18 protein-coding genes and 2 pseudogenes are annotated in these 21,940 nt (G+C 54.2%); 12 read left to right on the top strand and 8 right to left on the bottom strand.

The annotated features are described in order from the left end of the window. Positions 1 to 49 precede the first annotated feature (49 nt). The 3 genes and pseudogenes from mgtA to ACEN8Z_RS11380 form a co-directional block, all read right to left on the bottom strand. Positions 50 to 2,764, bottom strand: a complete 2,715-nt coding sequence (gene mgtA, locus ACEN8Z_RS11390) for a magnesium-translocating P-type ATPase (protein ID WP_495597686.1) — start codon at positions 2,762 to 2,764, stop codon at positions 50 to 52. A 557-nt stretch (positions 2,765 to 3,321) separates the two neighbouring features. After that, positions 3,322 to 3,559 (bottom strand): annotated as a pseudogene (locus tag ACEN8Z_RS11385) (ornithine monooxygenase); the annotation flags it as partial. A 149-nt stretch (positions 3,560 to 3,708) separates the two neighbouring features. Next, positions 3,709 to 4,191, bottom strand: coding sequence for a sigma-70 family RNA polymerase sigma factor (locus tag ACEN8Z_RS11380; protein ID WP_495597685.1), 483 nt, complete (start codon positions 4,189 to 4,191; stop codon positions 3,709 to 3,711). Between the two features lie 433 nt (positions 4,192 to 4,624). Here ACEN8Z_RS11380 and ACEN8Z_RS11375 point away from each other — a divergent pair. Beyond that, positions 4,625 to 4,921 (top strand): annotated as a pseudogene (locus ACEN8Z_RS11375) (efflux RND transporter periplasmic adaptor subunit); the annotation flags it as partial. Positions 4,922 to 5,038: 117 nt separating this feature from the next. Then, positions 5,039 to 7,456 carry a TonB-dependent siderophore receptor gene (locus ACEN8Z_RS11370; RefSeq protein WP_495597684.1) on the top strand — a complete coding sequence of 806 codons (2,418 nt, stop codon included), beginning with the start codon at positions 5,039 to 5,041 and terminating at the stop codon, positions 7,454 to 7,456. 225 nt (positions 7,457 to 7,681) lie between these two features. Here ACEN8Z_RS11370 and ACEN8Z_RS11365 read toward each other — a convergent pair whose 3' ends face one another. The 3 genes from ACEN8Z_RS11365 to ACEN8Z_RS11355 all read right to left on the bottom strand — a co-directional run bounded on the left by ACEN8Z_RS11365 (position 7,682) and on the right by ACEN8Z_RS11355 (position 9,311). Continuing rightward, the gene (locus tag ACEN8Z_RS11365; RefSeq protein WP_108231953.1) at positions 7,682 to 8,188 is read right to left on the bottom strand and encodes a PaaI family thioesterase; all 507 of its coding nucleotides are present in this window, start codon (positions 8,186 to 8,188) and stop codon (positions 7,682 to 7,684) included. A gap of 210 nt (positions 8,189 to 8,398) precedes the next feature. Then, positions 8,399 to 8,860, bottom strand: a complete 462-nt coding sequence (locus tag ACEN8Z_RS11360; protein ID WP_495598117.1) for a GNAT family N-acetyltransferase — start codon at positions 8,858 to 8,860, stop codon at positions 8,399 to 8,401. 37 nt (positions 8,861 to 8,897) lie between these two features. Continuing rightward, positions 8,898 to 9,311 (bottom strand): VOC family protein, encoded by a 414-nt coding sequence (locus ACEN8Z_RS11355; protein WP_495597683.1) that lies wholly within the window; start codon positions 9,309 to 9,311, stop codon positions 8,898 to 8,900. A gap of 509 nt (positions 9,312 to 9,820) precedes the next feature. On the opposite strand from ACEN8Z_RS11355, the gene ACEN8Z_RS11350 reads away from it, so the two are divergent. Continuing rightward, complete coding sequence (locus ACEN8Z_RS11350) at positions 9,821 to 10,168, top strand: DUF6124 family protein (RefSeq protein ID WP_495597682.1); 348 nt, start codon at positions 9,821 to 9,823, stop codon at positions 10,166 to 10,168. Between the two features lie 139 nt (positions 10,169 to 10,307). Here ACEN8Z_RS11350 and ACEN8Z_RS11345 read toward each other — a convergent pair whose 3' ends face one another. Continuing rightward, positions 10,308 to 11,480, bottom strand: a complete 1,173-nt coding sequence (locus tag ACEN8Z_RS11345) for an MFS transporter (protein ID WP_495597681.1) — start codon at positions 11,478 to 11,480, stop codon at positions 10,308 to 10,310. A gap of 373 nt (positions 11,481 to 11,853) precedes the next feature. On the opposite strand from ACEN8Z_RS11345, the gene ACEN8Z_RS11340 reads away from it, so the two are divergent. The 8 genes from ACEN8Z_RS11340 to ACEN8Z_RS11305 all read left to right on the top strand — a co-directional run bounded on the left by ACEN8Z_RS11340 (position 11,854) and on the right by ACEN8Z_RS11305 (position 20,047). Then, positions 11,854 to 12,735 carry a LysR family transcriptional regulator gene (locus ACEN8Z_RS11340; RefSeq protein ID WP_495597680.1) on the top strand — a complete coding sequence of 294 codons (882 nt, stop codon included), beginning with the start codon at positions 11,854 to 11,856 and terminating at the stop codon, positions 12,733 to 12,735. 350 nt (positions 12,736 to 13,085) lie between these two features. Next, positions 13,086 to 14,690, top strand: a complete 1,605-nt coding sequence (locus tag ACEN8Z_RS11335) for an asparagine synthase-related protein (protein WP_495597679.1) — start codon at positions 13,086 to 13,088, stop codon at positions 14,688 to 14,690. Next, a complete protein-coding gene (locus tag ACEN8Z_RS11330; protein ID WP_495597678.1) occupies positions 14,678 to 15,643 on the top strand; it encodes an aminoglycoside phosphotransferase family protein in 966 nt (321 codons plus the stop codon). The genes ACEN8Z_RS11335 and ACEN8Z_RS11330 overlap by 13 nt, the downstream gene beginning before the upstream one ends. Then, the gene (locus ACEN8Z_RS11325) at positions 15,631 to 16,107 is read left to right on the top strand and encodes a GNAT family N-acetyltransferase (RefSeq protein WP_495597677.1); all 477 of its coding nucleotides are present in this window, start codon (positions 15,631 to 15,633) and stop codon (positions 16,105 to 16,107) included. The genes ACEN8Z_RS11330 and ACEN8Z_RS11325 overlap by 13 nt, the downstream gene beginning before the upstream one ends. After that, positions 16,104 to 17,825, top strand: coding sequence for an ATP-binding cassette domain-containing protein (locus ACEN8Z_RS11320; RefSeq protein WP_495597676.1), 1,722 nt, complete (start codon positions 16,104 to 16,106; stop codon positions 17,823 to 17,825). The genes ACEN8Z_RS11325 and ACEN8Z_RS11320 overlap by 4 nt, the downstream gene beginning before the upstream one ends. A 261-nt stretch (positions 17,826 to 18,086) precedes the next feature. After that, entirely contained in the window at positions 18,087 to 18,476 is a 390-nt protein-coding gene (locus tag ACEN8Z_RS11315) for a hypothetical protein (protein ID WP_495597675.1), read from the top strand. An 11-nt stretch (positions 18,477 to 18,487) separates the two neighbouring features. Continuing rightward, positions 18,488 to 19,120, top strand: a complete 633-nt coding sequence (locus ACEN8Z_RS11310; protein ID WP_495597674.1) for a BRCT domain-containing protein — start codon at positions 18,488 to 18,490, stop codon at positions 19,118 to 19,120. A 24-nt stretch (positions 19,121 to 19,144) separates the two neighbouring features. Beyond that, a complete protein-coding gene (locus tag ACEN8Z_RS11305; RefSeq protein ID WP_495597673.1) occupies positions 19,145 to 20,047 on the top strand; it encodes an alpha/beta fold hydrolase in 903 nt (300 codons plus the stop codon). Here the strand turns inward: ACEN8Z_RS11305 and ACEN8Z_RS11300 are convergent. Continuing rightward, positions 20,016 to 20,999, bottom strand: coding sequence for a GlxA family transcriptional regulator (locus tag ACEN8Z_RS11300; protein ID WP_495597672.1), 984 nt, complete (start codon positions 20,997 to 20,999; stop codon positions 20,016 to 20,018). The two genes, ACEN8Z_RS11305 and ACEN8Z_RS11300, sit on opposite strands and share 32 nt — an antisense overlap. Before the next feature lie 88 nt (positions 21,000 to 21,087). Here ACEN8Z_RS11300 and inhA point away from each other — a divergent pair, with 88 nt between their 5' ends. Further along, positions 21,088 to 21,774, top strand: coding sequence for an isonitrile hydratase (gene inhA / locus ACEN8Z_RS11295; protein ID WP_495597671.1), 687 nt, complete (start codon positions 21,088 to 21,090; stop codon positions 21,772 to 21,774). Positions 21,775 to 21,940: the final 166 nt, after the last annotated feature.

Genomic DNA, 21,940 nt, shown 5'->3' with positions numbered 1-21,940 from the left:
TTATCGTTAACGACCATCGCGAGCAGGCTCGCTCCTACATCTGGCAGCATTACTGCCAGCCAAACCGGCGGATGTAGAACCCTTTCACCGCTTGGGTCAGCGCCATGTACGCCAGCAGGATCACGGGCAGGAACACGAAGTACAGCGACGGCAGCGCCTGCAGTTTGAAGTGATGCGCCAGCGGCCCCATCGGCAGGAAAATCCCCACGGCCATGATCAATCCGGTCATCACCAGCAACGGCATGGCCGCGCGGCTCTGCAGGAACGGGATCTTCGGCGTGCGGATCATGTGCACGATCAGTGTCTGGGTCAGCAGCCCGACCACAAACCAGCCGGACTGGAACAGGGTCTGGTGATCCGGGGTGTTGGCATCGAACACGTACCACATCAAGGCGAACGTCATGATGTCGAAGATCGAACTGATCGGCCCGAAAAACAGCATGAAGCGCCCGACATCCGCTGGCTGCCAGCGCTGCGGTTGCTTGAGCATTTCGTCATCGACGTTATCGAACGGAATGGCGATCTGCGAAATGTCATAGAGCAGGTTCTGCACCAGCAGGTGCATCGGCAGCATCGGCAGGAACGGAATGAACGCACTGGCCACCAGCACCGAGAACACGTTGCCGAAGTTCGAACTGGCGGTCATCTTGATGTACTTGAGCATGTTGGCGAAGGTCCGGCGCCCTTCCAGCACACCCTCCTCCAGCACCATCAGGCTCTTTTCCAGCAGGATGATGTCGGCCGCTTCCTTGGCGATGTCCACGGCGCTGTCCACGGAAATACCGATGTCGGCGGTGCGCAGGGCCGGGGCATCGTTGATGCCATCGCCCATGAAACCGACCACATGGCCGTTGCCCTTGAGCAGACGGACGATGCGCTCCTTGTGCGACGGCGTCAGTCTGGCGAAGACGTTGGTGGTCTCCACGGCATTCGCCAGTTCGGCATCGCTCATGCGTTCGATGTCATTACCCATCAGCAGGCCTTGCTGTTCCAGGCCGACCTCGCGGCAGATTTTCGCCGTCACCAGTTCGTTGTCGCCGGTCAGCACTTTCACCGCCACGCCATGGGCCGCCAGGGCCTTGAGGGCCGGCGCGGTGCTCTCTTTCGGCGGATCGAGAAAAGCTACGTAACCGATCAGCGTCAGTGCCTGTTCATCGGCCAGACTGTAGGTGTCGCGGCCTTCAATCATTGACCGGGCTGCTACGGCAACCACCCGCAAACCTTCGGCGTTGAACGTGGCCGTGACCTGACGGATTCGCGCCAGCAGTTCTTCGGTCAACGCTTCATCGACTTCGCCATGACGTACCCGCGAGCAGACCGCCAGCACTTCTTCCACCGCGCCCTTGCAGATCAGCAGGTGCGGTTGCTCGTGCTCGGCGACCACCACCGACATGCGCCGGCGAGTGAAGTCGAACGGAATCTCGTCGACCTTGCGAAACGCCGTGCCGACTTTCAGCTCACGATGGATTTCGACGTGTTCGAGCACCGCCACATCCAGCAGGTTTTTCAGCCCTGTCTGGTAGTAGCTGTTGAGGTAGGCCATTTCCAGCACGTCATCGGAATCGCGGCCCCAGACATCGACGTTGCGCGCCAGGAAGATCTTGTCCTGGGTCAGGGTGCCGGTCTTGTCGGTGCACAGCACGTCCATCGCGCCGAAGTTCTGGATCGCGTCGAGGCGTTTGACGATGACTTTTTTGCGCGACAGGAACACCGCGCCCTTGGCCAGGGTCGAGGTGACGATCATCGGCAGCATTTCCGGGGTCAGGCCCACGGCAATCGACAGCGCGAACAGCAGCGCTTCGGTCCAGTCGCCCTTGGTGAAACCGTTGATGAACAACACCAGCGGCGCCATCACGAACATGAAGCGGATCAGCAGCCAGCTGACTTTGTTGACTCCGGTCTGGAACGAAGTCGGCGCCCGGTCGGTTGCGCCCACGCGCTGGGCCAGGGCGCCGAAATAGGTGCTGTTGCCGGTGGTGAGAATCACTGCCATGGCCGTACCGGACACCACGTTGGTGCCCATGAACAGGATGTTGTCCAGGTCCAGGGGATTGAGCGTGTCGCGGTCTTGCTGGCGAGGAAACTTTTCCACCGGCATCGATTCACCGGTCATGGCCGCCTGGCTGACGAACAGGTCCTTGGCGCTGAGCACCCGGCAATCGGCGGGAATCATGTCACCGGCAGACAGCACGATCAGATCGCCCGGCACCAGCTGCCTGATCGGCAATTCGATGCGCTGCGCGCTGTGCTCCTCAAGGTCCCGGCGCATCACCGTGGCGGTGTTGCTGACCATGGCCTTGAGGGCATCAGCGGCCCGGTTGGATTTGGTTTCCTGCCAGAAACGCAGCAAGGTCGAGAGCACCACCATGGAGAAAATCACGATGGCGGCTTGCATGTCCTCGGTCAGCCAGGAGATGACCGCCAGCAACGTCAGCAGCAGGTTGAACGGATTCTTGTAGCAGTGCCACAGGTGCGTCCACCAAGGCAGCGGCTGTTCATGCTCGACTTCATTGAGGCCGTATTGCTGGCGCAAGGCATCGGCTTCAAGCTCGCTCAAGCCGTCGGTGTGACTGCCCAGCGTGCTGAGCAATTGCCCGGTGTCGCTACCGGCAGCGGCCACCAGGGTTTGCGCCAGGGTGGGTGGGACTTCACGGCTGACCGTGGTGTCGGTGAAAGTTTCCAGCAAAGCCAGGCGACGGAAGTGCCGGGCGATGTGGCGGTTGCGCAGGAAACCTGCGAAGAGTTCCTTGAGGGTAAGTTTCATGGCTGGTGCCCCTTTGGTCAGCCGGGAAACCGTCGAGCAGGCAGGTCCATGCCTTTGCCGCCGGAACAACCGGCATGGCAAGGCCTGGCGCGCCGGTCACGAATGACAGGCGTGTCGATAGGGCGGCGGCCACGACAAAAAGTCGAAACCACGCACTGTTCAGCGTCGATGAGAAGGGACGTCGGGACACGGCCAGGACTGGCCATGATCAGGATGCCGCTGCTCGCTTTTCGGCGAGACAACGGCACAGGAGACTGCGCGTTATCTTGCCGAGAAAATGCCGGTTACCGAGACCGGCCGACAACTGTCACTCGAACAAGTACCCACTGTGGGCCTCCGTAATGGATGAAAACGCGCGAAGCTTACGCCCCGTTTTTTGCTGAGTAAACCAGGCATTGCCGAGCTGAAGGGGAATCGCGGGGTTCTTCAGGAAGGGTTCAGGATTCAATATTTGTGGTGTTCTCCATGGCCCCTTCGCGAGCAAGCCCGCTCCCACAATGGACCAGTGTTCGCAGGACAAATGTGGGAGCGGGCTTGGTCCGTGCGGCGTTCCGACGATGGCTGGCCTGACAAAAGCCCTGCATGTAGAGGCCGGCCTTGGCGTTCATCCGTGATCAGTTTGTAGTGGCGATCGACCTCGAAATCCCCCAGGTACTCCTCCAGCGGTGCCAGAAGCTTGCGGTGCATCTGCCGCTCGTAACCGGTGGCGTTGTTGCGCAACACCAGTTCGATGCCGCGTTCGTTGGCGGTGGCTTTTGAGAGGGTGGTCAGGGTGTGGAACGCATGGCGGGCGACGCAGTTGCCTGTGTCATGTCCAGTGTCCTCTGGATGTTCCCCTCTAAAACGGGGCATGGAACCTAAGTGACCTGACCCACCAAGGGCCGCACAACAGTTCGTCTGTTGAGTTGGAACGAGGACCGTGAAAAAAATTTACCCGCGCAGGATCACTGGGCGTCCCACTGTCGCATCCGTATACGGCAATGCTTCATGGCATTGACAATGTGCTTCTCGACCATTGCACGGGAAATGCCCAGTTGCTCGGCAATTTGCGAATGGGACAGGCCCTCGATCTTGCGCAGCAGGAAACTCTCGCGGCACAAACGCGGCAACTGCGCCAAGGCCCGCTGGAGCATTTCCAGGCGCTGGCCTTGATCAAGCACGTTTTGAGGCGAAGGGGTGAAAAAGCGCTCTTCATTGTCGAGCACATCCAGAGGTTCGGCCTGACGCAGGGTGTTGCGTCGATGGTCATCGATGACCAGGTTCAATGCGGTGCGATAAAGGAATGCGCGGGGCTGCTCGATCGGCGCATCGCTGGTCCGTTCCAGCACGCGCAGATAAGCGTCATGTACCACATCTTCGGCCACCTGACGGTTGCCCAGCCTGGCGTTGAGGAAACACACCAGCTCGCGATAGTAGTTTTCCAACATGACTCCCGTCCGCACGGGGGGTGCGGTTTCTGTCCTTGAACCGTTTCGGCGACCGCTGAATCACGCAGTAGCACGATAGTGGCAGTTTGATCCGCGTAATTTATAGTAATTCTCATATAGATTTAAAGTACTGGTTCAACTTGTCGGGCATTTAGTCACGAACCCTGTAGGAGCGAGCTTGCTCGCGATGGCATCAAGGACAACGCGTTGATCCAGACAGCACGCGTTATCGTTGACGTCCATCGCGAGCAAGCTCGCTCCTACAAGGGTTTGTGTCACCACCTGAATTCCTCGCCCGGTTCATCGTTTACAGGACAGCTCCCCCGTCTGCGCCCCGGTCTCCCCGCCGCTGAACGACTGGCCGATTCCCCCAGGCCGGAACCCTGCATGAAACGCCCGACAGACCCGACGCGCCCCGCTTGCAGCACTTTGTCTGATCCCCGTAGTTGCCGTCGCTGCCTGGCAGTTCATCCCGCCGGGCCGCGACCAGTTCGCCACCGTCCAGGTCAGCCGCGCCGACATTGAAAGCAGCGTCACGGCATTGGGCACCCTGCAACCGCGGCGTTATGTCGACGTCGGTGCCCAGGCCTGCGGGCATATCCACAAGATCCACGTGGAAGTCGGGGATGTGGTCAAGGAAGGCCAGTTGCTGGTGGAAATCGACCCGTCCACGCAACAGGCCAAACTCGATGCCGGGCGCTTCTCCATCGAAAACCTCAAGGTGCAGTTGCCGCACGCAAATCATTGTTTTTTGAAGTTTGTTTTCCGGTTTAGCCAAAGTGGTACGTCTAATAATAATTATCATTAACTAAAAAACTGCACACACCATTCTGGAGCGATTCGAGCAATGCAAAGCCCTACTCTGTCCCGCGCACCCTTGGCATTAGCCATCGAACGGCAAAAGAAACTCCGAACCGTCGTGCCGGGCGCGCTGTTGACCCTGTTGCTGCTGGGCACTTCCCAGGTCGAGGCGGCCCCGGTGAACGTCAATGTACCGGCCCAATCGCTGGCCAGTGCATTGCGCCAACTGGGCCAGCAGACCAACCTGCAGATTCTCTACAGCCAGGACATGGTCAACGGCATCAAGTCCACGGCAGTGTCCGGCAACATGGAACCGGAACAGGCACTGAAAAGCTTGCTGCTGGGGAGCGGCATCAATTTTCAGTTGAATGGCAACACCGTGTCGCTGGTGCCATCGTCAGGTGACTCCAGTGCGCTGCAACTGGGTGCAACGTCCATCACTGGCGTGGCGCTGGGGCCGACCACTGAAGGCTCGCACTCCTACACCAGCGATGAAGTGACCATCGGCAAAGGCAACATCAAGGTCAAGGACATCCCGCAGTCGGTGTCCGTCGTCACGCGCCAGCGCATGGACGACCAGAACCTGAACAGCCTGCAGGACGCCCTGCGTCAGGTCACCGGCGTGACCATCAAGACCTACAACTCCGGCTCCAGCCTCAACGACATCTTTATGCGCGGCTTCCTCGTTGACCAGGTGCAGGTCGACGGCGTCTCGCAACCCACCGGCCAGGGCGACATGGCCACCAGTTTCGACCTGGCGATGTACGACCGCATCGAAGTGCTGCGCGGCCCGTCGGGCCTGTACCAGGGCGCGGGTGAACCCGGCGGTACGATCAACGTGGTGCGCAAGCGCGCCCTGAGCAAATTCGCCCTCGGTGGCGAACTGGCCGCAGGCTCCTACGATCGCTACCGTTCTTCGGTGGACGTCACCGGCCCGTTGAACGACCAGGGCACCGTGCGCGGTCGCTTCATCACGGCCTACGAGAACAACAAGTCCTTCGTCGACCACGCGAAGAACGAACGACCGATGGTCTACGGTCGCCTGGAATTCGACCTCGACCCGGCCACCACCCTGTCGGTCGGCGGCGCTTACCAGAAGAACAACTCCACCCCGGCGTTCGGCTTGCCGGCCTATGCCGACGGCTCATTGCTCGACGTGCCGCGCTCGACCTTCGTCGACGCCAAGTGGAACACCCTCAACGAAAAAGTCTGGGAAACCTTCGCCGAACTCGATCACGAACTGGACAACGGCGGTCAGTTCAAGACCACCCTGACCTACCGCGACGCCGAAACCCCGGAGCGTAACTTCACCTGGGCCGACGGCGCGGTCGACCCGGCCACCGGTGACAGCTGGGCCGTGGCCTACGACTACTACACCCACATCAAGACCATCGGTGTCGACAGCTTCGTCACCACGCCGTTCGAGTTCGCCAATCGCCGGCACGAGTTCACCCTCGGCGCCGAGTACCAGCACCAGGACAGAGACTTTACCTACGGCGGCGGCGAGTACTTCCCGATCAACGTGTTCGATCCGGGCAGCATAGACATTCCCCACAATGACTATGCGCACGTCAACGGCAACTGGTCCAAGTCCGATCAGTACGGCGTCTACACCCGCGCCAAGTTCAACGTCACCGACTGGCTCGACGTCATCGGCGGCAGCCGCGTAACCTGGTACGAAAGCGACGCGAAGAACGCCAACGCCTTCTTCAACAACTTCGGCGAAGCCCACACCAGCATCAACCGCAAGGTCGTGCCGTACGGCGCCATCATCGGCAAGATCACCCCGCAACTGTCGACCTACTTCAGCTACACCGGCGTGTTCAAACCCCAAAGCGAAATCGGTACCGACGGCCAGCCGGTCGGCCCGCGCGAAGGCAAGCAGTACGAGATTGGCCTCAAGCGCGAATTCTACGACGGACGCCTGAACGCCAGCATCGCAGCCTTTCGCATCTACGATGAAAACCGCGCCGAATACGACAACACCTCCGGTGCCTACATGACCGAAGGCAAGGCCCGCAGCGAGGGTTGGGAAACCGAGCTGAGCGGCAACCTGACCGAGAACTGGAGCATCGTCACCGGTTATGCCTACACCTCCACCAAGTTTCTGGACGGCGATCAGGCCAACAAAGGCAAGACCTTCAGCACCATCACGCCCAAGCACAACTTCAACCTGTGGAACAAATACGAGTTCACCGACGGTGCGCTCAAGGACTTCAGCGTCGGCGGTGGCGTGCGTGTGGTCAGCGACACCTACTATCAGCGTGACGTGAAGTTCAAACAAGGCGGCTTTGCCATTGCCACGGCGCAGGTCGGCTACAAGTTCAACGAAAACCTGTCGTCGACACTGACCGCCAACAACCTGTTCGACCGCAAGTACTACGACCGCGTCGATGCCTCCTGGGGCACCAACTTCTACGGCGACCCGCGCACACTGACCCTGAGCCTGCGCGCACAGTACTGATCGCTGACAGCCTCATCTGCAACAAAAAACCGGGCCCCTTGTGGGAGCGAGCTTGCTCGCGATAGCGCAATGTCAGTCAACAATGATGTTGACTGTGCAATCGTCATCGCGAGCAAGCTCGCTCCCACAGGAGTTGCAGTGACCAAAGCCTCGACTGAACAGCATTGGCCGCGTGCGGCCCGGTTGTGTTTTCGGCTTCCGACGACAGTCTGTGCCTGATTTGCTTCAGGATTCGACCTGACGCTCGTGCGCGGCGGCCCTCAGTTGCTCGGTATCGACACGGACAAAAGTGGAGTCCCCGACAGCCGTCAGGACATCCCCGGCGAAAACCTCACAGATGACGCGACTCTTGCGCCCGACATCGCCCTCGACTTTTGCCCGCAGTGTCAGGCGCACGCCCATCGGGGTGGGCTTGATGAACTTGATGCCCAGGTTACCGGTGACGCAGGTGATGTGGGGCAAGCTGCCCACTTCGCGCTGTTCTGCCCGGTAGTGATAAGCCATCGCCGCCCAGTTGGAGTGGCAATCCACCAGCATCGCGATCAAACCGCCGTAAACCAGATCCGGCCAGCCGCAATACTTGTCATCCGGCATATGCTCGGCCATGACATGCACCCCGTCTTCATGCCAGAAGCTCTTGACGTGCAGCCCGTGCGGGTTTTGGCTGCCGCAGCCATAACAAACGCCTTCAGGCGCAGCGATGTCTTGAAGCGAAGTGTTCTGCGTGGTCATAGCGTGTTCATCCTTAATACCGGGGGCAAATCGTCGTGGTTCAAAGCGGACCGGGTCGCTCCGGTGCGCAACGGCTGATCAATAAGGAAGAGTTGCTTTCACCTTTCCCGGCGGGAGCGAGCGGCGGGCGGCATCGGGCCGTAGTGATCATACACAGCCGATACTGGGCGAAAAAGTCGGTTAGGCACTTCAAGAGCGATGTCCCATTGTCTATGGGACATCCACCAGTGACTTCATGTGCGTCGCAAAATCATCCTGTATCGGCCGGAACCCGCAGCGAAGGTAAAAGGCAGCGCCTTCGGGTGTGTCCGTGGACAGTCGCACAACGCGGAAATGCCCGGACGCCAATTCCAGCAGTTGCTGCACCAACGCTTTACCCACGTTCTGGCCCCTTGATGCACGTGCGACGTAGACCCGCCGTAATCGCCCTGCATCCGGTTCGGCAAATGGGTCTGATGAAAGACCTCCTATGGCAATCAGCCGCCCGTTGCGAAACACCCCCAAAAAGCACTCACCCTGCTGATCGAACCGATTGGCCCCGCTTTCCCATTCCGCAATCAACCGGGTGAGGAACCTGAAGCCTTCTGCAACGGCCTCAGCCTCCAGTTCGCGGATTTGTGGCGTGAGCCCGGAGATTTTACATATCACCAATTCGTTCATTGACGTGACCATGTTCTGGTTGCTGCCTGGCTTGTCTGCACGGGTCACTTCAAGTCTGAGACTCGCTCTCTGGAGCGTTTACGGGTGTGCACAGCTCAACCAGCGTTCCATCCGGGCACCGAACGTAAGACACGGTTTGCCCCCAGGGCTTGGTAGTCGGGGCAGCGATTTCGCTAGCGCCTGCTTGAATCGCTTTGGCATGGGCCGCGGGGACATCCTCGGTCACCAGCCCGACTTCGATGCCTAACGGTTTGGGAGATGAGTGCGCGGAGACATGGCCGGTGCTGAAGTTCGACGCGGCCAGTTCATCGGCGGCGAATGCCAGTGCGGTTTCGCCGGTTTCGAGTTCGCCATAGGTGCCGGACTCATGGATGAAGCGAACACTGAGGCCGAAGGCCGCCGAGAAGAACTTGAGTGAAGCTTCTACATCCTTGACGTAGATGATCAGGTAGCCAAATTTCATGAACGAACATTCCTTGTCGTGCCAATCGGGTGGTGAATCTAGCAGCTTTGCGTGATATGTCGAGGGACACAAAACCGAATAACCCATCAGATGTTTTCTGTGTATTTTTTTTCGAAACACAACGAGGGCAGGAATCAGATCGTCGCTGACAAACACCACTCAGCCACGCTTGTTTAAACGCTCTGTAGGTTACTTCGTGAAAGCCACAACGCCTTGCGCCGTTGCCTACAGGTACGCCAGAATCCGCCGGCTTGTGCGCCTTGGGGGTCGTCGGTAACTTGGTTCGGGTCACTGATTTCCAGTGATCGGGTTTAGTAGCCCGGCCAAGGTAAGAGCGGTCGCATGAGTATCATCAGTCAGGTATCCGCCTGTGCTTGATGGTGGCTGTGCGCATGGCGTCCTCGGGCGCGCCGGTTTTTGCTTACCTCACCGGTCTACTAACTTGCGCACAGCTGCCGCCCCTTCGTTTAGTAGCGAACTGGTGCGGCCCTCTTTAAAGGTAAGTATCTATGTTCAAGGTTACGCCAAATCCGCCGGACTCCGACCCGGCCTCCCCACGCGAAAGTCCCGATTCAAAACAATTCCACAAAACCGCCGAATGCGCCTTCGATCCAGGCCCCAACATCATGGCCACCCCGCGCACACCCGGCACGATGTTCATCGTCAACCCCGAGCTCAGTACCGAAACCCTGCTGGTGCACGCCTGCGAATCGCTGGCGTCGGCCAATGTCATGGCCAACGACCTGGTGGATCATTTGCAGGGGACAAGTCGCAATGCGCTGTTGGGGATTGCGCAGGTGATCATGCTGGGGGAGCTGACGGTGAATCGGGCGCTGGATCGGCTTGATCCGCCCTAGTTATCTGAGTCAGCGTAAAACAACCTGTAGGAGCGAGCCTGCTCGCGATAGCTGTGTGTCAGGCACCATTTTTACCGGCTGACACGACGCCATCGCGAGCAAGCTCGCTCCCACAAGGAAATGCCCCACAGGTCGATCTTCATTTCAGATGGCGATAGCTTGGAATTGCGGAACCGAGCACCACCACCCCCGCCGCAATCGCCAGCCAGAACCCGCTGCGTGCACCGAAGGCATCCACCAGCCAACCGGAGCCGGCGGCGCCAATCGCCACGCCGATACTCAACCCGGTCACCAGCCAGGTCAGGCCTTCGGTGAGTTTGGCCGGCGGCACGATCTGCTCCACCAGGGCCATGGCGACGATCAGCGTCGGGGCAAAAAACAGGCCGGCGACAAACACCGCCAGCGACAAGCCGAAAATATTCACCGCCAGCAGCAACGGCAAGGTAGTCACCGCCGTTGCTACCCCGCCATACAAATACAGGCGCGCCAGCGGCACTTTCGAGCGCAGTGCGCCGAACGCCAATCCGGCCAGGCACGAGCCGATGGCATACACCGACAGCACGATACTGGCCGCTGCCGGTTGGCCCTGCTGCTGGGCGAAGGCAACGCTGACCACGTCCACCACGCCGACGATGGTGCCCATGGCCACCATCAACAGCATCAGCAACTGAATGTCACGAGAGCGGATGATCGAGCCTTGATGGTGGTCTTCGTGGGGATGTACCGGAGGCTCCGTGCTGCGCTGCAACACGAACGCGGTGACGCCGACAGCCAGCGCCAGCAAGGCCGCCAATGGCCCTGCCTCGGGAAACGCCACCACACACAGGCCAACGGAAAGCGGCGGCCCGACGATGAAGCAGACTTCGTCCAGCACCGACTCCAGGGCGTAGGCAGTCTGCAACTCGGGGCGGCCGCGATACACCTCGGTCCAGCGGGACCGGACCATCGCCGACATGCTCGGCATGCAACCGGCCAGCGCGGCGAAGACAAATAGAGTCCAGTGCGGCGCTTGCAACCGCGTGCACAGCAACAGCAGCAACAGTGCCCCACCACCAAGCAGTGCCGCCACCGGCAGAATCCGCCCCTGGCCATATCGATCCACCAGCCGCGATACCTGCGGCGCACAAAACGCCGTGGCCAGGGCGAACGTCGCCGCCACCGCGCCAGCCATTCCATAGCCACCCTGTAACTGCGAGAGCATGGTGATCAGGCCGATGCCGGTCATGGAAATCGGCATGCGCGCGATCATTCCGGCCAGCACGAAGGCACGACTGCCAGGGGCTTTGAACAACTCGCGATAGGGGTTTGCCATGGGACCGGCCTCAGTCAGGGCATGCACGTTGCCATAACGGCGAATCGAGGGGGAAGCAGCAATTTGTTGGTTGAATGTGAAGGCCCCACCGCGGGCAAGCCCGCTCCCACAATGATCACTGATGTTCACAGGATTTGTTTGCACAACCGGTTCCTGTGGGAGCGACCAGGAACACTTTGCATTTTTGTTGCACATAAGCCGAAGTAGGAATATTCCGTAAACCCTGTCAGCAAAATCAGAACCAAGCAAACCGACGTATAAAAGCCTCCTGCAAGCGATACCATTAAAAACTGTTACAAAATTCTGGTGCGCCTTTGGGCTCCATTACAAACGTCAGAATTTATTAATAACCAATCAGCAAGGAGAGCTTAACTTGGAATTACGACACTTAAAGCACTTTATTTGCGTCGCCGAGGAGCTACACTTCGGAAGGGCTGCAATCCGATTACACATTGAGCAATCTCCACTTTCACGCTCAATAAAAGACCTTGAAAGCGATCTAGGAGTAACTTTATTTGAGCGCACGACAAGATCAACAAAGCTTACTAACTCCGGTGAAATTTTCCTGAATGAAGCCAGACAGATAATCACCGCAGTTGAGAAAGCTCGTCTGTCCGTCATCCAAAAACTCCAGAATTACGACACATCTATGCGAATAGGCATCACGGAAAACTTCGTACAACCTTACACCGCTAAATTATTCGAAGAATGCCGCAAAGAATACCCAAAACTGCAATTGTTTTTATCAGAAGTCCCAGAAACCGAGCTAATAACAGCACTTACAAGCGGCAATATAGATGCAGGAATCTCGCCAGAGAAAACTGACAAGAATGGTTACACATCCTTTCCACTTTGGACTGATTCAGTATCAATTCTAATCCCGAAAAAACACCACCTCGCAAAGAACAAACATATAAAAATTGAAGACATACTTACAAACCAACTAATAGCCCTAAAGCCCATAACCTACAAAGTAATTAACAAGCTACTAAAAAACTCAGATCACACTAAAGGCAGAACATTCACGTTCGAGCAAGTATCAAGCTTAGAGATGATGACACTTCTGGTGACTTCCGAATTCGGCATTGGGGTTGCCACACAGTCACAACTATCGACACTTCATCACCCCGACATCTGTATACAGCCCGTACAACCCAACACCCCAATCATCACTGCTTATTTAGTAACCTTGAGCCGCCGCCTCGAGCAAATAAAAATCCTCCTCAAGTGTGCACAGCTGCTAAAAACCTCATAACAAATCCCCCCTCCCCTTAAGCGCTCCGACTTAGACCTAAAATGTAAAAGATCAAGACATAAACGGACTTTCTCCTTCGATATAAAAATGTATTCATAGAGATGCGGAATTAACCCGCACCAAAGGAGAAACCAGCACCATGAAAAAAGAAAGATCTATCCAAAACAACAAAACCAGCACAATCGAAAAACCAATGGAGATAACTGTACTTAATGCCCCGTCGCTTCCAAAACGCGCTCCAAAATTTCTGGTCCAAGGTGACAGCAATCGACTTCGATATTAATCGCCAGGATTAACCAGAAGTATAATAATCTAGGTAGGCCATTGCTCAACGTTGGAAAGGAACTCTTATGATAAATTGCAAAATCAACCTTCAAACCTGCTATGGCCTGCCTACTTTTAAAAACAACGAATACAAATGGATAGACGAAAGCTATTTATCCGTACTAGACAACCCTCATATCAATTCAACACTATTCCACAGCCTGGAGCGTTGGATATGCATAATTTGTACTTCCCCACACTCAAAAAAAACTGACAAAAATACAAAACTCAAGAAGCTCAACCACTCTATCCTAAGTAAAATTTACAATGAGTTTTTATCCCTTAAATCCGAAGGCGTTCTTGTAGAGTTCGTGAGTGGCAAAAACGGTAACGCATTAAGAGTAATCGCCACGAATGAAGGCAGCATACCAATTTACTTTTGCAACAACAGAAATACGGTCCATTTAAATTGGGATTTTAGAAAAATTGTATCCACCAAACAATCTCTAATCTTAGATTTTGAATACCTTGTAAAATCAACATTTGAACCGATCTACTCCCACCGAACTGCATTTCAGGGCATATCCATGCTAACGGCTGGTTCATCCTGTACATTCTCCGATGAGGGTGGCGAGTATAAGTACCCCGCACCAGAAGAACCAGACACTCAACGTGTAGTAGATATATGTTCCGATGAAGCGACTGACATTTTTTCGGGTCTACTTCAGAAAAAACTAAACTCACAACTCACAAAAAAAAGCAGAATAGCAATTGAATTAAGTGGCGGCCTCGACTCCTCTACCATTGCCGTTTCATGCGCACAGTTTTTTCCCGAAAAAAAATTAAACACCTATGGAATAATCGTAAGCGAACCGTCACTGGCTCTGAGCCAACAAAACAGAAGAAATGCGATTATAAGAAGCATAAATGGAATTGACCACAAAATTAACATCAAAGATCATTTACCATCAATACTCTCCCCCTCTAGAGATAGATACTATTTAAACTCAGAAGCATATGGGAGTGCGTTTGAATCTATTTGGCACCGAGCAGCGACAGATGGGCAGAGCATTCTCATGAGTGGCTGCGGCGGCGACGAACTCTTCCCTCAATTTCTAGATGAGGATTTCTCAAGCGACCAACTGCGAAGTATTGATGACCGATCATGGCTACTATACAACCAACACCTAATGAACCGAATTACCCCAAGGGCACAAGATGCTTTATGTTCTTACTTACTACCACGCGCCCCCAAAAAAAATGTAGACACTGGAATGCTGTTAGCCATGGCCAGGAGAGCCCCTCTGCTTCTAAGCTTTAACTTACTACCAATGTACCCACTCAGAGATAACGAAATAATAAAATTTTGCAGCGCACTTCCAGTCAGCCTAAAATTAAATAAAGCCCTTCTTACAAACACCCTCAACAGAAAAACACAGAGCAGTATTTTCACAAATTACCCAAAAGAAACATTCATGCATGCCGACGAAACATCGCTACTACGGCAAAAAAATACGCTTATAAAAAACTGTGGGAAGCTGAAAATAATTGATATCGGCCTAATCGAGAAAAGAGATCTTCTCCGAGACCTTGAGCAATTAAATTCCAAAACACCAAGATATGTATTTGATTTTCTTTTAAATATTCTCGCTATCGAACGTTTTTTAGGAGCCTACACATGGACAGCCTAGACAGCCTAAGCCACTCAATTTCCGAGACATACGACCTACAAATAAAGCACATAGAACTCATCTACGACGCCGTCAACAAAATATTCAGAATAACCAACAACAACAATTCTCTAATATTTAAAATTTTCAGAAAAAGAGACCATTCTAAACAAAGAATCTCTTTCGAAAGAAAAATAATGTCACATATATCATCCCACCAAGCCAACAGCATTAAACCTATCCTACCAATATCTCAGGGCGAAAAAATCTACCAATTCGAGAGCCAGCTTTACTATGGTATTCTCACTCATGAGTGTAGTGGCAACCCGTACCTTACAAATAACAGCATACCGTCAGACGACTATTTGTTTGGCCAAGCGCTTTTCACTTTACATCACACACCACTCCCCACGTTCAGAAACCCAAAGTACAACACAAGTAACACTCAACACCTAATATCAAAACTTGAAAGCGCCAACTGCTCCCGGCAAATCATTCAATTAAAAAAAACAATACAAACATTACACAACGATATAAATCTAACTACTCCAGCTCATATCGAACGGATGAAGCGTTGCATCTGCCACGGAGATGCCTGGCCAGGGAACGCACTTTATACATCTAAAACATGCACACTAATTGACTTTGAGCACACCAGAATTTCTGCACCAGCATTTGATATCGCTACATTCATCTGGTGGCTTACGGGGGGCGAATACAACGAATCCGAAAAAATCATGTCGTGGGAAAATTTCATCAAAGGATATGGTGAATCTATAAAACGATCACTTAACAACAACACACCAACATTAATAAAAATCAATCAACTGAGAAGCCTTGTATTTTTACACAACAACATAATTATCAGTAACGAAATACTTGAGCACGCACAATATCAAACATATTACTTACTAGAAAAATTAACACCAAACCTGAAAACCGAACAACTGCTAGAGTCTCTATGGAAAAAATAGCGTATATAATCAGGTGCCCTGATCGCTCAGACCTTGAAAAAATAATTGACTTTTACCTTAAAGAAATACCCTCAAGCCCCTCCTACAAATTAATAGAGGATACCGTTCTATTCCATATAACATCGACTCAGGATACCCCTCCTACTCACTTCATGATCGCCTGCAAAGACGATGACATATTGGCGTTATCTATTACCCGTTTCAGCCAAACTTTCAAAACATATGAAATCGAGTGCAACACCAAAGAAGCCTTAAGACGTCAAGGTATAGCATACACCCTAATAACAAACTCAATTGCACAATGTCAAAAAGATCGTTTTTTCAACTTCCAAGCGAGCATCCTTCCCGAAAACACAAACAGTATTAGCCTCTTTAAAAAGCTCGGATTTAAGCTAGACCAATCCACTCTACCCTCCACTTATCAAACCTACCGGCTAAACTCTGACCTGAGCCCCCCCCAATGAAAAACAGTAAGAGTATTACAAAAAAAAGCGGTTGGAGCCCCGTATTCACATTACTGAAGCCGAAGCGCATTAGGCTGTTGGCTGTCGCCACGTGCACTGTAGCGATATACGTAACCAGTCTCATCTATCCGCTAGCATTACAAAAAGTTATTGATGCAGCTCTGACTAACGATATTCGGCAGTTCCACTGGATGCTTGCTTGCTCAATAATTGCCGCCTCACTTGAAATAGCATTAAGCACTTGGCGATTAACTGCAACTATAAATCTTGGAGCCTATTTAGATCTAAAACTATCAGGAAAGCTTACAAAAATAGTTCTCTCCAGAATACACACCAACCAACAGCTTTCCCCTGGCAGCATCCTTAACACCACAAACCAAATTAAACACATAAAGGACTTCATTCTAAACACAGCACCACAAACGACTCTGGAGCTAGGCCAAGCATTCATTTCTTTTATTCTGATCGCTAACTTCAGTAAAACAATTGCTATATTAGTTCTAGCAGCACTAACCCTTAGCGCACTCCCAATGAAATTACGATCATCCGAATTGCCTCTTCACCTCCATGAATACAACAAATTTGAAAATCAGAAACAAAATACAGTTTCCTCACTAGCTACATCTTTGAAGCAAATAAAACACCATGCCCTTGAAAGCTTTTTTTATAGAAAGCTGCTCACTCACTTTAAAGCCGCGTCAACTTCTTTATGCAACCTCTTAAAAACCAGCGCTGCAATTCAATTCTGGGGAACTTTGACTTCTCGATCATTAACTTTTATCGTCCTAATTTCCGGATGTATTTCTGTTAGTCAAAATGAGCTTTCCATTGGGGAGTTTATGATAATCCAGCTACTCGCCAGTCGTTTGAGCTCTTTACTTTCAGCCAGTAGTGATTTTATTAGTAAATATCAGGAAGCTAAAGCTGCATTGGATAGATTTGATCGATTCAGCGAACTCCCGGCAGAATACAGTCCATTTAAATCAATATCAAAAAAATTCTCTAATAGTGCGATAACAACATCCAACATCCATTCGCTACATGAAAATGGTACTTTTGCACTCGCAAACATATCAATTAATTTCCCTCACTCTGGACTAATAGCACTTACCGGCAAGAGCGGATCAGGGAAATCTTCACTCATTTACACCCTTCTTGGAATATATGGATATTCATCAGGTGAAATTTATTACTATGGCAGTGAAATCTCCACTCTTAACATCAGAGGTGTTCGTAGGCACATCAGTGTTGCAGATCAAGACACCTATATATTCCCTGGAACCTTGCGAGAAAACCTGTGCTGCGGCCGAACAATTGACAACAGTCAAATCTTCCGAACACTAGAGCTTGTCAAGCTTTTACCTTTTATAGAATCCTTACCTGAAAAACTTGAGTATCGAGTTAATGAAAATGGACGAGAGCTATCTGGCGGACAAAAGCAAAAAATCTGTCTTGCGCGTGCGCTATTAAGGGATAACTCGTGCCTCATTCTAGATGAGCCCACGTCGGCCTTGGATAAAGAATCGTCTGCTAGCATTTTGAGCAGCCTGGTTGACTTGAGCAAAAACCACTTAATTATTTGCATTACACATGAACCGGAAATAATGAAAAAATCAGACAACGTAATTCTAATGAATCACGGCTCTATTATTGCCTCCGGCCATCATATCGAGCTAATGAAATCATGCCCCGATTACAGAAAAATACACACCATCTAAAATACAAATATCAGGACAGCAAAACCACAACCATTACTGTTGGCTCTTTGCACAACAAACAACACTTAAACTATTAATTTTTACTTACAATAATCTTTTACGGGCTTTGAACATTATCAGCAAAACTACTCACTCTGCACACCGGGTAACTTTTCGTATATTTTGAAGTATATTGTTGCCAGTCGTTACATCCCCACCTAACATCCTTGCTGAACGGGTACAGCGGAGCTGTCCAGAACCACCCGAATTCAAGGAACCAGAATGACCCAACGCATCCATCGCAGCATCGACGCCCCGCTCCGAACCGGTTTGAACCGCGAAGAACTCTGGGAGGCCGACGACAAGGGCCTGATCAAATGCTGGGAAGTCGGCCGCCAGCGCGCCGCCCGCTTCCCCGAACTCGCCCGACAGTGCCTTGCCGGCGAGTTGCCGGTACTGGGCTGGAAAGGTGGCGTCAGCCGCAGCCTGAAGAAATCCGAAAAATACGGCTCCCTCAAATACCTCGCCCAGTGGCAAGGCTTGCGCGGGGAAGACCTGGACGTGGATCTGGCGCAAGAACGAGCGCTGACGTGTGCACGGACAGCCATGGTGGTGACGTTTACACCGGATCGGGCGAAGTACTTCAATCAAGTACCGGAAGTTGAATCCTAGGAGCAGGGACGATGGTCGATTTGCATCAGGAATTTCAAAACAGTGGATTCTTCCACGAAGCACGTATTGATAGACGTTCAGCCGACGCGTTGACAGGTATTGCAGCTGGACTCGCTGCCGATGGCCAGATCAACCAGCAGGAAGCCGAGTTTCTCAAGAGCTGGATCGACGCTCATTTGTGTCATCTGGGTGATCCGGTCGTGAACATCCTCTATAAACGCCTCTCCGACATGTTGAGCGATGGCGTGCTGGACTCCGAAGAATCGGCTGAGCTACTGGATATGCTGCACCAGTTTGCAGGTCTGTCGGTTGGTTCTGGCCAGATGTTCACAACGCCTTGCAGTCTTCCACTCGATAACCCTGCACCCGCACTGAACTGGGTTGATCGGGTTTTCCTGTTCACCGGAGTCATGGCTTACGGTCCGCGCAAAGCATGCGAATCGCTGATAGTCGAACGCGGTGGCCTGATTGGAGGTTCGGTCAGCAAGAAAACCAACTATCTGGTGGTCGGCAGCATCGGAAACGATCAATGGCTTCATAGCACTTATGGAACCAAGATCAAAAAAGCGGTTGAGCTGAGAGAGAGCGGTGCTCCTATCGCGATCATCAGTGAAGAACACTGGCAAAGGGTGCTGTTCGGGTGACACAACTATCGGCGGCAAGGGGGGATGATGAATCAGCAGCCACTAAAGACCGTCCGCACGACACAACTCGACATTACCTACGAAGAACACGGCCCCGCCACCGGCGACCCGATCATCCTGCTTCATGGCTTTCCCTATTCGCCGCGCGCCTACGATGATATCGCCCCCGCTCTCGCCGCTAACCGTTACCGTGTGATCGTCCCGTATCTGCGGGGTTACGGCCCGACGCGTTTCATCAGCGCCGATACCCTGCGCTCCGGCCAGCAAGCCGCCCTTGCCCAGGATTTGCTTGACCTGATGGATGCTCTTTCCATCAAACGGGCGTCCCTGTGTGGCTACGATTGGGGTGGGCGGGCGGCGTGCATTGTGGCCGCGCTGTGGCCGGAACGGGTACGCTGCCTGGTCACGGGCGATGGTTATAACCTTCAGGACATCCCCCATTCGACACTGCCTCTGCCTCCTGAGGTCGAGCATCGCTATTGGTATCAGTACTATTTCCACACGCCTCGTGGCGTCGCAGGCCTGACCGAAAATCGCCGCTCCTTGTGCGAATTGCTCTGGAAGCTCTGGTCACCGACCTGGGCCGAAAACGCTGCACGCTATCCGTTGAGCGCCCCGGCCTTCGATAACCCGGATTTTGTCGATGTGGTGATTCACTCCTACCGCCACCGCTTCATGTATGCCCTTGGCGACCCGGCGCTGGAATGGATGGAGCAGGCCTTGAGCAAACAACCAACCATCAGCGTGCCGACGATTTCCCTGTGCGGTGCCGATGACGGTGTCGGGCCTGCGCAAGAAATCGACGAAGATATCGGGCATTTCACCGGCCCCTATGAGCGTCGAGTGCTGGCAGGCGTTGGCCACAACATTCCAGAAGAAGCGCCAGAGGCAACACTCAAGGCACTACTCGATCTACTTCGGCACTGACCGAAAACCGCTCCCGATAAGCCTGCGGAGTCACGCCCATGGCCCGCAGGAAACTGCGGCGCAGGGTTTCTTCGCTGCCGAAGCCGCATTGCACTGCCACCCGTTTGATCGGCAAGCCAGTGTCGCTGAGCAAACGCCGCGCGGTTTCGACGCGGATCAGTTCGATGGCCCGGGCCGGCGTCTGGCCGGTGTCGGCGCGGTAGTGGCGCACGAAACTGCGTTCGCTCATACCGGCCTGCAAGGCCAGGGTCGGGATGCCAAGGTCCTGAGTCAGGTTTTCGCTGATCCAGGCGTGAAGTTCGTCGAATCGATTGCCTTCCTTTTGCAGGGACAGGGTCACGCTGAATTGCGACTGGCCACCCGGACGCTTGAGAAACACCACCAGTTGCCGGGCGACTTCCAGGGCCATGTTGCGCCCGAGGTCTTGTTCGACCATGGCCAGCGCCAGGTCGATGCCGGCGGTCACCCCGGCCGAGGTCCAGACCGGACCGTCGTTGATGAAGATCGGGTTGGGCTCGACGTGCAGTTGCGGGTGTTGCTGCGCCAATTGCTCGCAGCGGGTCCAGTGGGTGACCACGCGCCGGCCATCGAGCCAGCCGCTGGCCGCCAGCAGAAACGCCCCGGTGCACACCGAAGAAACCCGCCGGCAGCCATGGGCATGTTCGCGCACCCAGGCGACCAACGGCGCATCCTGCGCCGCCGCGTAAACACCCCAGCCACCGGCAATGATCAAGGTATCAGTGCCCTCGTCCGGTAACGGTTCGGCCAACAGCGCCAACCCCGCCGACGACATCACCGCCCCGCCGCCGCTGGCAATCACCGTCGGTGCGTAGGGTGGCGGCTGGCCTTGCTGACGGGCAATGTCGTTGGCCGAAGCGAATACCTGCAACGGCCCAGTGACGTCGAGCAATTGCACGTTGGCGAAAGCGAGTACGTGGATGATTTTATGCATTTGGCGTAATTCGTGGGGATATTGGCGTATGCGCCAAAGCCTACGGGCCTACAGTTAAACCGTCCACCCACTTCACGAGAAAAACACCATGACGTTGCAGATCGGTTTTCTGTTGTTTCCACAGGTTCAGCAACTGGATCTGACCGGCCCTTATGACGTGCTGGCCTCGCTGCCGGATGTGAAAGTACATCTGGTCTGGAAAGACCTGATGCCGGTCACCGCCAGCACCGGCCTGATGTTGAAACCGACCACCACCTTCGACGATTGCCCGGCGCTGGACGTGATCTGCGTGCCCGGTGGCAGCGGCGTCGGGCCGTTGATGGAAGACGACGAAACCCTGGATTTCCTCAGGGCCCAGGCCGCCAACGCCCGCTACATCACGTCGGTATGCACCGGCGCGCTGGTGCTTGGCGCGGCGGGATTGCTCAAGGGCAAACGCGCCACCACCCACTGGGCGTATCACCAATTGCTCAAGCCACTGGGCGCAATTCCGGTAAAGGATCGGGTAGTTCGCGACGGCAATCTACTGACCGGGGGCGGGATCACCGCGGGTATCGACTTCGCCCTGACCCTGGCCGCCGAGCTGTTCGACCAGGCCACCGCCGAGCTGGTGCAGTTGCAGCTGGAATACGCCCCGGCCCCGCCGTTTACCGCGGGCAGCCCCGAGACGGCCCCGGCCAGTGTTCTGGAAGAGGCTCGCCAGCGGGCTGCCGGCTCGTTGAAGCTGCGGGCGCAAATCACCGAGCGCGCGGCGGCGAAACTCGATCAGCAGTGAAAAAATGGCGGCGGGAACCCGGTTCCTGCCGCCACGACTTTTCATGCGCACACAAAAAAACCCGCCGAAGCGGGTTTTTCCAAGACCATGACGACTCCTTGTCGTAGCGTTCCTTGCATATGGTCGATCATCCATGATCCTGAGCACATCCTGTGCTTCAGTGGGT

It is taken from the genome of Pseudomonas sp. Pseusp10 (assembly GCF_059492225.1).
Note: the sequence above shows the minus strand (reverse complement) of the source record. Positions and strands in the feature narration are given on the sequence as shown.

Excerpts from the sequence above, each read along its gene's own strand:
- mgtA (WP_495597686.1), bottom strand. The coding sequence starts at position 2,764 with ATGAAACTTACCCTCAAGGAACTCTTCGCAGGTTTCCTGCGCAACCGC.
- ACEN8Z_RS11380 (WP_495597685.1), bottom strand. The coding sequence starts at position 4,191 with ATGTTGGAAAACTACTATCGCGAGCTGGTGTGTTTCCTCAACGCCAGG.
- ACEN8Z_RS11370 (WP_495597684.1), top strand. The coding sequence starts at position 5,039 with ATGCAAAGCCCTACTCTGTCCCGCGCACCCTTGGCATTAGCCATCGAA.
- ACEN8Z_RS11365 (WP_108231953.1), bottom strand. The coding sequence starts at position 8,188 with ATGACCACGCAGAACACTTCGCTTCAAGACATCGCTGCGCCTGAAGGC.
- ACEN8Z_RS11360 (WP_495598117.1), bottom strand. The coding sequence starts at position 8,860 with ATGGTCACGTCAATGAACGAATTGGTGATATGTAAAATCTCCGGGCTC.
- ACEN8Z_RS11355 (WP_495597683.1), bottom strand. The coding sequence starts at position 9,311 with ATGAAATTTGGCTACCTGATCATCTACGTCAAGGATGTAGAAGCTTCA.
- ACEN8Z_RS11350 (WP_495597682.1), top strand. The coding sequence starts at position 9,821 with ATGTTCAAGGTTACGCCAAATCCGCCGGACTCCGACCCGGCCTCCCCA.
- ACEN8Z_RS11345 (WP_495597681.1), bottom strand. The coding sequence starts at position 11,480 with ATGGCAAACCCCTATCGCGAGTTGTTCAAAGCCCCTGGCAGTCGTGCC.
- ACEN8Z_RS11335 (WP_495597679.1), top strand. The coding sequence starts at position 13,086 with ATGATAAATTGCAAAATCAACCTTCAAACCTGCTATGGCCTGCCTACT.
- ACEN8Z_RS11330 (WP_495597678.1), top strand. The coding sequence starts at position 14,678 with ATGGACAGCCTAGACAGCCTAAGCCACTCAATTTCCGAGACATACGAC.
- ACEN8Z_RS11325 (WP_495597677.1), top strand. The coding sequence starts at position 15,631 with ATGGAAAAAATAGCGTATATAATCAGGTGCCCTGATCGCTCAGACCTT.
- ACEN8Z_RS11320 (WP_495597676.1), top strand. The coding sequence starts at position 16,104 with ATGAAAAACAGTAAGAGTATTACAAAAAAAAGCGGTTGGAGCCCCGTA.
- ACEN8Z_RS11315 (WP_495597675.1), top strand. The coding sequence starts at position 18,087 with ATGACCCAACGCATCCATCGCAGCATCGACGCCCCGCTCCGAACCGGT.
- ACEN8Z_RS11310 (WP_495597674.1), top strand. The coding sequence starts at position 18,488 with ATGGTCGATTTGCATCAGGAATTTCAAAACAGTGGATTCTTCCACGAA.
- ACEN8Z_RS11305 (WP_495597673.1), top strand. The coding sequence starts at position 19,145 with ATGATGAATCAGCAGCCACTAAAGACCGTCCGCACGACACAACTCGAC.
- ACEN8Z_RS11300 (WP_495597672.1), bottom strand. The coding sequence starts at position 20,999 with ATGCATAAAATCATCCACGTACTCGCTTTCGCCAACGTGCAATTGCTC.
- inhA (WP_495597671.1), top strand. The coding sequence starts at position 21,088 with ATGACGTTGCAGATCGGTTTTCTGTTGTTTCCACAGGTTCAGCAACTG.